Here is a 13,867-nt window from a genome sequence, read left to right as displayed (position 1 = left end):
TACTTGTTCAGCTTCGTTTGCGATAAAAATTTTGGGTAAATTTTTAAGGTTTGTCGGCATTAAAAGATTAAAATTTGCGTTTAGTTCGGTGAAATTTAAAGCTTCAAATTCGCCGCTAATATCTTTAAATTTAACTCTTTCGCCCGCGCTTAAATTTTTAAAAGCAAACTCCAAAAGCTCGCTAAAATTTGCCTTCGTCACGGGAGTAAATTTGCCGTCTATAAAAACGCATACGTCGCTAAAAACGCCGTTTTCGCACTCTTTTAGCTCGCCTTTTAGATAGTCGCTAACGACGCGCGGCGTGATGTTTGAGAGGGTATTCTCAGGCTCGCTTGCTTCGCCGTTCGGCAAATTTTCGCTCGCATAAACCCTTGAGCCGCGCAAAAACACGCTGTGAGGCAGCCCGCTAGCAAGCATATCCGAAAACGCCAAAAGCTCCTCTTGCGAACTCTGGGCGTAAAGCATCGTTAAATCCTGCTGCTTTTTAAGGCTAAATTTTAACCCGCTTTTTTGTGCGTAAAATTTAAGAAAAAACGCAAAATTTTCGCTCGCGCAGTCAAACTCGTAAGCTAAAATCATATCGCGCCCTTTTTTGAAAACTCTAAAGCGATGTCTGAAACGCTAAAATTTGCGATCTTTTCGTAGCTAAACCCAAGACGCGAAAGCTCGTTTAAAAGCGTCTTTTCCATCAAATTTGCCCCCTCTTGCGCCTGCGTGGAGAGCTCAAAACCCATAGGCTCGAGGCGGTTTGGCACGATACCTAAAATTTTCGTCCGCGGCAAATCGCCCGCAAGCTCCATGAGCCGTAAGGTCTCTAGCATCTCTACCTCGTGCGCGGAGCCGTTCCAGGAAATTGTGGGCGGCATCTGCTCGTAACCGAAAAAATACACGTCCCCCGTCTCGCCGCCATCTGCGCTGATGCAGTCGGCAACTATCAAAACGTCCGCCCAAGCAATAACGGGCGTGAGCGCCATAGCTAGCGTACCGCCGTCGATAAATTTTAGCTCCAAATTTGCGCCGTCTGCGTTAAATTTTGAGTCATCGCTACGAACGAGGTCGCCACTTAAATTTGAGTTCGCGCCTTCTAAATTTGACGAGCTAAATTTTTCGCTTAAATTTGAAACGGAGTCAAATTTAGCCGAGGATTTAGGGCTAAATTTATAGTTTCGCTCCATCATTTTGACAAAATGCACCCCAACTCCCTCGTCGCCAAACATTACGTTGCCGATACCTAGCACCAAAACCCGCATCAGTGCTCGTCTTTTACGTATTTGTAGCCGCTAATAATCGCGTCAATAGCTCCGTTTTTGCCTTTTACGGCGTTAAATACCACCATATACACGTGCGCTACGACAAAAACAATGATGATCCACATGCAGATTCGGTGTATCGTACGGACGTTTGCTAGCCCGCCCATTAGCTCCTCGCACTGCCTCATCGGCTCGTAAAGCAGTCCGCCAAGCCCCTCGTGATAGACGTGAACGTAAAGCACGAGGCCTGTTAGGCAGATCAGGAAAAGAACTAGATAAAAGAAAAAATACGACACAAACTGAAGCGGGTTATAAACGCCCTTTAGATGCGGGTGCGGACCTAAAAACAGGTAGTATTTTATCTGCGCTATCCAGACTTTGGGATTAAAAAAATCGACGATACTCACGACCTCTTTGCGGCTGTATTTATCAAATATAAATAGGTAGAGTTTGAAAATAAAGCACGCTATCAGGACAAATCCCGCGATCTGATGAGCCGCGCGCCACTTGGCGTTCATAAACAACACGGGCTCGGTCGTGACCTCGGGACTAACGAAAACATAGGATATATAGTATCCGCTCACCACCAAAAAGGTGATGGCAAAAAACCTGATCCAGTGCGTCGCTCTAAGCCCGATGGAAAATTCATACTCGCTTTTGCGGTCAAATTTATGCTCGCTCATAGCCGCTCCTTTCACAAATTAGGATTGATTTTGTATTCGCCCAGCTGCGTGCCGCGCGCATCCATCACGTGTACGGCACATGCGATACAAGGATCGTACGAATGTATCTTGCGTATGATCTCAAGCGGCTTGGTTAGATCGGCGATCTTTAGCCCGATAAGACACTCCTCGTAGCTTCCGCGTACGTTTGCGGCGTCTTTTGGCGAGGCGTTCCACGTGCTAGGCACGACTGCTTGCCAGTTGGTTATCACGCCGTCTTTTATACGGCACCAGTGACTGAGCGCTCCGCGAGGGGCATTGCCTTGGAAATTTCCCTTATACTCTTTACCGTTATCTATGACGTACTTTGCGCAGGTTTCTTGATCGGTTTTTAGATTTTCTACTAGGCTATTAAAGGCGGTTAGTCCGTGATCGGCTACTAGTTTAGCCTCTAGCATCCTGGTTGCGGTTCTACCCAGAGTAGAAAATACCGCCTCAAGCGGAAGCCCCGTATCTTTTAAAAATTTATCGACGATTTTTACCACGCGCTCGTTGCCTTTGGCGTAGTTTATCACGATGCTGGCTACTGGGCCCACCTGCATAGGTTTGCCCTCATAGCGAGGAGCTTTGATCCAGCTATATTTGCCCTTTTCGTCAAAGACTTTAGTATCTACTTCTTTGCCGTGACCGTCTAGAGTTTTCATATCTTTTAAGCCGGTGTAGTTTGGCTCGGTCTGTCCGTCGTATGGATGCAGCGGGGCTGGGTTTTTATACCATGCGCGAGTGGCTTCCTCAGTAATCTTATCGCCGTCTACTTCGTAAACCTTGCTAATATCGCCGTTTAGGATAGCGCCGCCTTGGATCAGATACTCGTTTCTACTGACTAAAAACTCGTCGTAAGCGAATAAATTTGACACGCCGATGTCTTTTAGTACGCTAGGCTCGCTGCCGTATGCTTTAGCAGCCATGACGAGATCTGGATAGTAAGCCCGGTTAATAAAATCGGCCGTTTCTTGAAATTTAGTTAGATATTCGCCCAGTCTTGCAGGATCAAGCAGGTCCATGACGCAGGTCACGCCGCCTACGGTTAGGCTTTGCGGGTGCGGGTTTTTGGAGCCAAATATCGCCATCATCTGCGCTACCGTTCTTTGTATCCTTAGACACTCTAAATAGTGCGAAAGCACGATCAAATTTTGCTCGGGCGTAAATTTATAGGTCGGATGTCCCCAGTAGGCGTTGGCAAAAGGCCCTAAATTTCCCTTTTTTACGAAGGCTTCGACGCGCTCTTTTACCTCTTTTAGTTTATCTGCGCCGGTCGCATACGGCGTGTCGCAGTATTTAAACGCCTCGTCGCTAGCCTTGTGTGCGTCCGCGCTTAGAGCCGAGACCACGTCCGCCCAGTCAAGGCCGTGAAGCTGATAAAAATGCACTACGTGATCGTGCATATAAAGGGCGTTGTTCATCAGCGTGCGCGTTAGCTGCGCATTTAGCGGAGGAACGATGCCTAGCGCGTTCTCGACGGCCATGATGCCCGCGCGGTAGTGCGAAAACGTACAAACTCCGCAAATCCTCTGCATGAAAAATCCCGCATCCCTCGGATCTCGCCCCTTTACGACCTGCTCTATGCCGCGCCAAAGCGTCGAGCCCGAGTAGGCTTCTTTGACTACATTATTTTCATCTACGACGACCTCTATGCGCAGGTGGCCTTCTATTCTGGTTATCGGGTCTATTACTATTCTTTGCTCGCTCATTTTACGCCTCCTCTTTGTCTTTAGCAAAAATGCTTACCGCGGCGTGCGCTGCTATACCTATGCCTGCGAGCGCTAGCACTCCGATGCCGATTTTATCGCTGACGTTATCGGCGCCTAGGCCTAAAACGGTATTAAACAGCCTATCTGCCATCGGCTCCTCAAAAGGCCCCATCGTATCCCAAAAATCAGGCTCCGAGCACCCTATGCAGCCGTGACCCGCCTGCACCGGCCAGCTAGTGTGCTGATTAAATCTCTCGCGCGAGCAGTTATTAAACGTATATGGGCCTTTGCAGCCGACTTTATAGAGGCAGTAGCCGTTTTTTGCGCCCTCGTCGCCAAAGGTCTGCACGAACTCGCCCGCGTCAAAATGCCCTCTTCGCTCGCAAAGATCGTGAATCCTAAGTCCGTAAGCCCATTTTGGACGGTTAAATACGTCAAGCGCAGGCAATGTGCCAAAAAGTATGTAGTGAAGGACGTTGCCCACGATATTTTTCTCGCTCGGAGGACAGCCCGGGACGTTTATGACCGGTTTTGAGGTTACTTTTGATAGACCGACGGAATTTGACGGGTTTGGCTTTGCCGCTTGTATACCGCCAAAGCTCGAACAGGTACCGATAGCAAATATCGCCGCGGCGTTCTGGCTCGCGTGCTTTGCGTGATGAAGTCCGCTAAGACCCAAAGGACCGACCGTTAGATAGTTTTCCGTATCGCCCGTAGGTATGCCGCCCTCGACTAGCAGGATGTATCTGTCTTTGTATTTTTCGATCGCGCTTTCTAGGTTTTCCTCAGCCTGCCAGCCTGCCGCAGCCATCACGGTTTCGTGGTACTCGAGGCTGATGTAGTCAAAAATCAAGCTATCTATACTCGGCGCATCGGTACGAAGCAAACTCTCGCTGCATCCCGTGCACTCGGCCATATGTAGCCAGATCACGGGCAATCTATCGCTAAGCTCGGCGGCTCTAGCCACGGTTGGCGCCATCGACGCAGGCAGCGCCATAAACGCCGTCATCGCGCCCGCCCATTTCATAAAGTCGCGCCTGCTAAATCCGCTTTTCTTCAAAGCTTCGCCGATTGATCCGTTTTTTAGGGTCGGAAGCGCGGCAAGCACGTTAAGCCTCTCGTTTATCCTAGCTAGGACATCATCTCTCATGCTCTCTCCTTGGAGTGAAATTTGCATTTTGGCATATTTGATAAAAGAGTAAATTTGTCTTTAATTATTATCAAATAGCTTTAAATATTGAAATATTACAACTAAAATTTAAATTTCTATATTTAGCAAAAGAACTAGTTTTAATAATTAAGTATATTGTTATTTTAGTGATATTTTTGCAAAGAAAGCTCTAAAAATAATTAAAGTATAAAAAGATAAATTTAACAAATTATTTTTTGGTTTTGATATTTTAAAATCAAAATCGCCCTATTTCTCAATTGGTTTCAAGGCTTTAAAATTTGAAATGCAAATTTACGGCATCAAATTTTACTCTGACCGCCTTGCATTTCTAAAATTCGCGAGCTTATTTGCATAATCTGCGCAAACACCGCTCCCTTTTGCGTCTCAAGCGATGCCGCCATATCTTTTGCGTATGGGTTTTTGCTCGCTTTTACCCGCTTGATCGCCGCTTCAAGCTCTTTTAGGCGTTTTTGCAGTTTTTCTAGCTGCTTTTTTAGGATATCGGCGCTACTTTCGCCCTCGTTTGCGCCGCTAGGCAAATTTGACGCACCGCGCAAGATATCGCCCTTATCTCCGCTTTGCAAATTTACGATTTTTAAATTTAGCGTGCCCGCGTTTAAATTTGCCGCGCTAGCTGCCGCTGAGCTTTTGCCGACGCTCATCAAATTTGAGTTTAAATTTATGTTTAGTTTTACATCCATCGCCGTACCTTTAAATTTAAAAGTATATCGGCAAATTTGAGTAAAATTTAAGGCGCAGCCGTAAATTTCGCTCTCAAATTTATGGATTTTAAAGAAGGCTCGGCAAAATCGCCCAAACCCTGCCGAACCAAAAAATCAAGCGACCGAATTTATTCCTTCGGCGCGATCATATCCTCAGGCACCACCCACGCGTCAAATTCCTCGGCGGTTAATATGCCAGATTTTATCGCCTCCTCGCGCAGCGTCGTGCCGTTATGATGCGCAGTTTTGGCGATCTTGGCGGCATTTGCGTAGCCGATGTGCGGATTTAGCGCGGTTACTAGCATTAGGCTCTCGTGCAGCAGTTTGTCGATTTTCGCGGCATTTGCCGTGATGCCGCAAGCGCAATGTTTCTCAAAGCTGTTCATCGCGTCGCTTAGCAGGCGGATGCTTTGGATGAGGTTGTACGTAAGCACCGGCTTAAAGACGTTTAGCTCGAAGTTGCCCTGGCTTGCGGCGATGGAGATCGCGACGTGGTTGCCCATCACCTGCGCGGCGACCATCGTGACGGCTTCGCACTGCGTCGGATTTACCTTGCCCGGCATTATCGAGCTTCCCGGCTCGTTTTCAGGGATGTTTATCTCGCCGATACCGCACCTAGGCCCGCTTGCTAGCCAGCGCACGTCGTTTGCGATCTTCATCAAATTTGCCGCCAGACCGTTTAAAGCGCCGCTTAAAAACACCTCGGCGTCGTGGCTGGTTAGGCCGTGAAATTTATTCGGATGGGATTTAAATTTAAACGCCGTGCTCGTTAGCGCGTTTAGCTCGTCGCTTACCATCTCGCTAAATTTCGGGTGTGAGTTTAGCCCCGTGCCCACCGCGGTGCCGCCGATAGCAAGCTCCTCTAAAAACGGCACGGTAGCTAGGATCTGCGCCTTGCTCGCCTTTAGCATATGCGCGTAGCCGCTAAATTCTTGACCGAGCGTGAGCGGCGTGGCGTCTTGCAGGTGAGTGCGGCCGATCTTTACGATCCCCGCAAACTCGGCGGTCTTTTTATCCAGCGTCGCTTCAAGTTTTTCTATCGCTGGCAGCAGCTTTTTTTGAAGCTCCAGCACAAAGGCTATTCGCATCGCCGTAGGATAGGTGTCATTTGAGCTCTGACCTTTATTTACGTGATCGTTTGGGTGCACGAATTTCGCGTCTCTCGCGTCCAGCGCCGCCTTATCGCGGAAATTTAGCCCCAAAATCTCCATCGCGCGGTTTGAGACGACCTCGTTTAAATTCATATTCGACTGCGTGCCAGATCCCGTCTGCCACACGACTAGAGGGAAGTTCCCATCCAGCTTGCCGTTTAAAATTTCATCGCACGCCTGCGCGATCGCCTCGGTGCGAGGCTCGTCTAGGCGGCCCAGCTTGCGATTTACCAGAGCGCACGCCTTTTTTAGATAGGCAAAGCCCTCTATGACCTCTCTTGGCATCGTCTCCAGCCCTACTCCGATCTCGAAATTTTCATGGCTGCGCTGCGTCTGCGCTCCCCAATATTTTTCATTCGGAACCTTCACCTCACCCATCGTGTCTTTTTCTATTCTATATTCCATGGTTTTTCTCCTTTGCTTAAATTAATATTTGAAATTATATATCAATTATCATAAATTTAATCTTTCGAGATTTTACGCGCAAATTCGATATAATCGCGAAATGAAAAGAGTTTTAGCTAAATTTATCAAATTTTCCGCTGCCTTTGCCCTGATTTGCTTCGTAGCTTTTTTGGCGCTTGATTTTGCTTATCCGCTCGACGTCAAAGCGCTAAAGCGGGAAAATTCGCTCATACTTTTTGATAAAAACGGCCAAATCATAGCCCTTCGACCTAGCAGCGACGAAATTTGGAGATTTGAGGCTAAAGACGTCCCGCAGACGCTAAAAGATAGCGTTCTTTTGTTTGAGGACAAATTTTTCTACTACCACATCGGCGTAAATCCATTCGCTATGATCCGCGCGGCTGCGCACAATCTCACGCATAAAAACCGCATCGGCGCCTCCACGATCACGATGCAAGTCGCGCGCATGATGAAGCGAGAGGAGCGCACCTACGCGAATAAATTTAAAGAAATCTTTACCGCGCTTCAGCTTGAGTGGCATTATAGCAAGGACGAGATTTTAAATTTTTACTTTAACCTCGCTCCATACGGCGGAAATATCGAGGGCGCGGCGGCTGCGGCGAGGTTTTATTTCGGTAAAGATTTAAGCGAGCTTAGTATCGCCGAGTGCGCGCTTTTAAGCACGATCCCAAAAAATCCAAACGCCAACCGCTTGGATAAAAAATCAAACATCAACGCGCTAAAAAACCGCGTCGCAAAACTGCTTTATAAAGCAGGCGTGATAGATCAAAGCGCATTCCAAAGAGCGCAAAGGGAGCCATTTAAAAACAAACGCTATGATGCCGTTTATAAGGCTAAACACTACGCCGCGCAAGCTCTAAAAAACGGCGTTACGCACTCGAATTTAGATCTAAATTTGCAAATTTTACTCGAAAACGCGATAAAAAATACCGCAGCCTCGCTAAAATCAAAAGACGCAAATAACGCCGCCGGGATAATCATCGACAACAAAAATATGAGCGTAGCGGCATACGTGGGCTCGCACGACTGGTACGCTCCGCAGGGGCAAAACGACGGCGTAACGATGAGCAGAAACGTGGGCTCCACGCTAAAGCCGTTTATATTTTCGCTAGGACTCGACGAGGGCTTCATCACGCCAAAAAGCCAGATGATAGATACAGAAATTTTCCTCGGAGAGTACGCGCCCAAAAACTACGACAGCAGATTTTTCGGTATCATCTCGGCGACCGAGGCGCTGGCGCTTAGCCTAAATATCCCGGCCGTTAGTCTAAACAACAAACTAGGCGAAAACTCTCTTTACGAGCTGCTTTCTAGAGTACATTTGGTGAGTTATTCAAAGGAATTTTACGCCGATAGTATCGCGCTTGGAAGCGCGGAAATGAGCTTGCTAAGCTTAGCCCACCTCTACACGATCTATGGAAACGGCGGCGAGCTAAAACCGCTAGAGGTTGCCGGCAAAACACTACTAGGCTACGGACGGCTAATAAGCCCGCAAAGCGCGTATCTAACCTCAAAAATGCTCTCAAGCGCGTCAAGAAGCTATCTGGGCGTGGCGTGGCAATACGCAAAAGACACGCCTCAAATCGCCTTTAAAACCGGCACCAGCTACGGTTCGCGCGATATCTATACGATCGGCGTAAATAACGACTACACGGTCGCGGTTTGGTTTGGCAACTTTAGCGGCAAAAAGACGCAAAATTTAAGTGGATTTAGCGACGCTTCGCGCACGGTTTTTGACGTTTTTAAGCTGCTGGCTCAAAAGCAAAAATTATCTTTCATGAGCGCGCCCGGCGGCATAGAGAGCAAGAAAACCTGCCTTGACGCGTTTAAATTTAAAGAGTGCAAAGACGAGGAAGACGACTGGCTGATAGAGGGCGTAGAGCTAAAAGACGTTTGCGAGAGTATCAGGAGCGAAGAGGTCGGGTTTTTACTCAAAAACGGCGCGATTACTCAAGAAGATATCAAAGAAAGTCCTTGTTACTATAAATTTAAAAGCTATAAACCTCTCGTTGCAACGCCGTCAAATAATCAAATTCTGCTAAGCGATGAGAATTTAACTAAAGTTATGCTAAAATGCTACGCTTATATCGGCGATGAGATATATCTCAAGATAGACGAAAACGAGTGGGAAAAAGTAAAAAACGCTAGCGAAAATACGTTAAATTTAACGCAAGGCAAACATAAGCTCGGGTGTCTGGACGAAAATTCGAATTTAAACGAAATCAATATAGAAATAAGGAGATTTTAATGAACTATAAACTCATGGGCTTAAGCCTAAGTTGCGTTTTGGCGGCAAATTTAAGCGCCTTTACGCTTGAGGGCGGAAGCAAAATTTTAGAAGGCGGCGCAGTAAGCCTAGACGTAGAATACGCGCAAAAAGACGAGTCTTTAATCGGCAAAGTAACGCACAAAAAGATAATCGAGTGTTCGCCCGAAATCAGCGGCGCCTTTGAATACAGCTCGGACTCTATCTTGTTTTATCCAAAAAAACCGCTGGCAAAGGGCGTAAGCTACTCGTGCAAAAAAGGCGAAAGCAAGGTTAAAATTTACGGCGGAGATTTTGAACTCTCGGGCATAACCGAATACGCCAAAGATACCTTTTTAGCGGTATTTAACGACGAGGTTAGCGAGGAAGAATTTACGGCGAATTTTAAAATTTACGATAAGCAAAATTTGGCCAAGCAAAACATCAAATACAAAATCGTAGCCAAAACTCCTAAAAGCTTTCAAATAAAGCTACTTGAAAAAGGCGAAAATTTGGTATTTGCCGTCTCGAAAAATCTAAAAAGCAAGGCCGGCGCAAACCTAAACGACGACTACGAGGCGACTAACGAGCCTGAAGAACAAGAAAAATTCGTCGATAACGATAGAGCTAAAACTATGTATTTAGACGACGTCAAAGCCGTTAGCCTAGAGGGCGGCAAGCTAGGCATTAGGATATTTTTAAACGACTGGCTCGATACATATAACCTAAATAAATACGTAAAAATAGACGGTATAAAAAATCTACAAGTAGGCGAACTGGAATACACCGATAACAGCGATACAAAATACTACCGCTACGTCGATATAACCAGCGACGAACTAAAGCCTCAAACCGAGTACAAAGTCACGCTAAAAAAAGGCTTTGGCGATGAGGATAGAATTTTGCGAGAAGATGCGGAGTTTAGCGTCAAAACCGGCGATTATAAGCCGTTTTTGGATTTTACCGATAAAGGCTCTTATTTATCTAGCGCCGGCGAAATCGGCGTAAAAGGCGTAAATTTAAATACCGCTAAAGTCGTCGTAGAAAAGCTAAAGGAGCCGAATTTAAGATACTTTTTAAATTTTACCCAGACTCCGCTTGATGACTACGTAGAAGAAGTCGCAAGCAAAAACTACGACCTAGGCGGCGCTCAAAACGAGATGCAAAAATACAAAATAAAGCTTGACTTCGCCGAGGGCGGCGACGGAGTTTATCTAGTCACGATCTACTACGATAAAGATAAAAGCGCCAAAAAAGCCGTCTATCTAACCGACATCGGTCTAAGCGCGAAAATTTCAAAAGACGAGGTGTTTTTATTTGCCAACCGCCTAAGTAAAAACGAAGTCGTCGCAAACGCAGACGTTAAAATTTACTCTGCCAAAAATAGCCTCATCGCAAGCGGTATCACAAACGACGAAGGCGTGTTTAAATTTAATAAAAAAGACATCGGCAAAGACGTAGCAAGCGCGGTCGTAACGCTAGGCAAGGAGCAAAGCTTCATCGCTCTATCGCAAAACAAACGCCTAAACGAGGAGTCGAATTTAGACGTTCAAGATAGAAGCGAAATTTACGACGCTTATTTGCATTTTGCCAGCGATATCATCCGCCCGCAGGAAAATATAAAAGGCGAGATCATCATCAAAAACGCGCTGTTTAAAGGGCTAGCAAATATGCCCGTTAAGCTAAAAATCAAAGATCCGCAAAATAAAACGATCCTAGATAAAAGCGTAAATACGTCCGAGCTCGGCGTCATAAATTTCGACGAGCCGGTAAACTCGGGGCTAACGGGCTCGTTTAGGCTTGAGATAATCTTTGCTAACAAGCTCATAGATAGCTACGACTTTTCCGTAGAGTCTTTTACCCCGCAACGCATCAAAAACGAGGTTAGTCTCGAAAAAGAAATTTACGCTCTAGGCGACGTTATGGACGTTAAATTGCAAAGCGCGTATCTTTTTGGCGGCGCGGCGGCAAATCTAAAAGGCGACGTAACGATAAATCTATATCAACAAGACTACAAAAACGATAAATTTAAAGAGTATAAATTTAGCAACGACGAATACGCCGCAAACGGCCTAGACCAAAGCGTCAAGCAAGTAGAACTAGACGATGAGGGCAAGGGCGAAACCGTATTTAAGCTGGAAAATAAATCCAAAATCGCAAGCGTTTTAAAAGGCACGGCGGTCTTTAACATAAACGACGACGGCAAAAACGTAAGCGCTAGCAAGAACTTTAACGTTTATCCGTTTGACGCGATGGTGGGAGTAAAAGCAAACGATACCTACATCGACTCAAACTCTAAACTAACGCTAAATTTGGTAAGTATCGATCCGTTTAAGGACGAGGAGATAAAAGACAGGCAAAAAGCTATCGAGATAAAAAAAGAAATCTGGGACTACAACTACGATAAAGACGGCTATCTAAGATGGCACAGTCGCTATGAAAAGGTCTTTAGCGATACTCTTAGCGGAAACGAATTTATCTACGACTTTAAGCAAAGCGGCGATTACGTCGTCACGGTTTCAGACATCCTTAGCGGCCATTCGGCGAATTTAAACATTTACGTCAGCGGCTGGGATTACGGCGAAACACTACAGCCGACAAAAGAGCTGGCAAAAGCCAAAATCAAGCTAAACAAAAAAATCTATAAAAAAGGCGACGAGCTAATAGCAGACGTAAGCTCCGTGCTAAAAAGCGGTATCGCTATCGTGACGCTAGAATCGGGCGACGTCAAAAAATATAAAGTCGTAAACGTCCAAAACAACGTAGCAAGCGCTAAATTTAACCTTGATTTCGACTTTGAGGGACTTTACGTCACGGCCTCGGTCGTGCGCGTAGCGGACAACGATACTCTGCCATTTAGAACCTACGATAAAATCTACGTAAAGGCCGATAAATCCTACCGCAGAGCAAACACGCTCATAGAGGCGCCAAAAACCGTAAGGTCAAACTCCAAATTTAAAGCTAGCGTAAAAACCGAGCCAAACGCCGAGGTTACGATATTTGCCGTCGATGAGGGCGTACTGCAAATCACCAACCAAAAGCTAAAAAGCCCGCTGGAGTTTTTCGATACGATTTTAAGCGACGGAGTGCTTGATTACGACTTTTACGCAAATTTAAGCGGCTTTAAAAAAGACGGCAAGGTGCTAAGCTTCGGCGGCGACGCTGCGGCTGCTCTTTTAGAGATGAGGATGGCTAAATTTGCCAGTCCGGTAGATAAGAAAAATATACAAACCTATATCAAAATGCAAACGGCAAAAGCCGGTGCCGACGGCGTAGCGAATTTCGAGATAGAAGTGCCTAGCGACTTTAACTCCGAGATAAATTTAGCCGCGCTTAGCGTCGCCGGCGACAAACTCGGCTTTAGCGTAAATGCCATAAAAGTAAAAGACGACGTCATCCTAAAACCGACTCAAACGGCGTATCTTATCGAGGGCGATAAGATAAACTACTCGCTAAGAGTGATAAATACGACTAAAGAGCCAAAAAAGGTAGCCTTGAGCCTAGATACTAACCTAAATGCGAAACTAGGCGTAGATAGTATCGAGCTAAAACCCGAGGAAAACGCTAAGCTAAATTTCACGGTCGATGCTAACGCTACGGGCAAAGCGTATATAAATTTCACCGCAAACGACGGCAAAGAGGGCTATTCCTACTCGCAAAAACTAGACGTCATACACGCCTATCCGCTAAGCACTTATGCTAAGACGTTTTACGCGAGCGAGAAAAAGACCTTTAAACTGGACGAAGAGTTAAACGATATCACGATAGACGCTTCAAGCTCTATCAAAGGCGTGCTAAGCGCAAATAGCGATAAACTCGTAAATTACCCTTACGGATGCGCCGAACAACGCTCTAGTAAGCTTTTTGAGCTAAATTTCCTAGTGCTTGGAGGCGGCGACTCTAAAGAGGCTAAAGCAAGAGAAGCCGACAGAAAAAGATTCGTCCTTTCAGGCATGCAAGACGTAATCAAAATGCAAAAAACAGACGGCAGCATCGGCTATTGGAATCAGCTAAGCTATACGAACAACTTCGCCTCCGTCTACGCTATCGATATGCTACTGACTCTTGAAAAATCGGGCTTTGCGCTAGATAGCGGAGTAAAAAGCAAGGCTCTTGGCTGGCTTAGGGATTTCGATCCGGTGAATAATTTCCAAGCGCTATACGCCGCATACATCCTAAGTACGCAAGGCAAGCTAGATAGATCAAAACTAAACGCGCTTTACGATCAAAAAAGATACGAAGGCGGCGCGTTAGAGGGTTACTTGATGGCCGCTACGCTTAAAAACGAAGGACTAAACGAAGAGAGCAAGAAAGTGCTAAAAGGAGTCGGCAATAATTTCTTTAACGAGCAATCAGACGATCCTTCGGATTTTGGCTCAAGCGTGAGAAATAAAGCCTTTATCCTGCTTCTTCACGCTAATCACTTCGAGAAAAACGAATTTAGCGACTCTTTGGCCGACTTTTTGATAAAAAACGTAGACAAGCTTTA

9 protein-coding genes are annotated in these 13,867 nt (G+C 46.1%); 2 read left to right on the top strand and 7 right to left on the bottom strand.

Translation table 11 applies throughout. The features are described 5' to 3' along the window. The 7 genes from Q0200_RS10780 to fumC form a co-directional block, all read right to left on the bottom strand. The coding region (locus Q0200_RS10780) for a hypothetical protein (RefSeq protein WP_297941066.1) at positions 1-579 on the bottom strand (579 nt) is incomplete at its 3' end. Beyond that, complete coding sequence (locus tag Q0200_RS10775) at positions 576-1,250, bottom strand: HyaD/HybD family hydrogenase maturation endopeptidase (protein ID WP_297941064.1); 675 nt, start codon at positions 1,248-1,250, stop codon at positions 576-578. The genes Q0200_RS10775 and Q0200_RS10780, both read right to left, overlap by 4 nt. Further along, the gene (gene cybH, locus Q0200_RS10770) at positions 1,250-1,933 is read right to left on the bottom strand and encodes a Ni/Fe-hydrogenase, b-type cytochrome subunit (RefSeq protein ID WP_297941062.1); all 684 of its coding nucleotides are present in this window, start codon (positions 1,931-1,933) and stop codon (positions 1,250-1,252) included. The genes Q0200_RS10775 and cybH overlap by 1 nt, the downstream gene beginning before the upstream one ends. Before the next feature lie 11 nt (positions 1,934-1,944). Further along, on the bottom strand, positions 1,945-3,663 hold the full coding sequence (locus Q0200_RS10765; protein WP_297941059.1) for a nickel-dependent hydrogenase large subunit: 1,719 nt from the start codon (positions 3,661-3,663) through the stop codon (positions 1,945-1,947). Position 3,664: 1 nt separating this feature from the next. After that, positions 3,665-4,813 carry a hydrogenase small subunit gene (locus Q0200_RS10760; RefSeq protein ID WP_297941058.1) on the bottom strand — a complete coding sequence of 383 codons (1,149 nt, stop codon included), beginning with the start codon at positions 4,811-4,813 and terminating at the stop codon, positions 3,665-3,667. Positions 4,814-5,133: 320 nt separating this feature from the next. After that, the gene (locus Q0200_RS10755) at positions 5,134-5,535 is read right to left on the bottom strand and encodes a hypothetical protein (RefSeq protein ID WP_297941056.1); all 402 of its coding nucleotides are present in this window, start codon (positions 5,533-5,535) and stop codon (positions 5,134-5,136) included. Positions 5,536-5,684: 149 nt separating this feature from the next. Then, entirely contained in the window at positions 5,685-7,112 is a 1,428-nt protein-coding gene (gene fumC / locus Q0200_RS10750) for a class II fumarate hydratase (protein WP_297941054.1), read from the bottom strand. Positions 7,113-7,212: 100 nt separating this feature from the next. Here fumC and pbpC point away from each other — a divergent pair, with 100 nt between their 5' ends. Then, entirely contained in the window at positions 7,213-9,381 is a 2,169-nt protein-coding gene (pbpC, locus tag Q0200_RS10745; RefSeq protein ID WP_297941052.1) for a penicillin-binding protein 1C, read from the top strand. After that, a partial coding sequence (locus tag Q0200_RS10740; protein ID WP_297941050.1) for a FixG Ig-like domain-containing protein occupies positions 9,381-13,867 on the top strand: 4,487 nt, incomplete at its 3' end. The genes pbpC and Q0200_RS10740, both read left to right, overlap by 1 nt.

It is taken from the genome of uncultured Campylobacter sp. (assembly GCF_938045225.1).
Taxonomy (GTDB): Bacteria; Campylobacterota; Campylobacteria; order Campylobacterales; family Campylobacteraceae; genus Campylobacter_A.
Note: the sequence above shows the minus strand (reverse complement) of the source record. Positions and strands in the feature narration are given on the sequence as shown.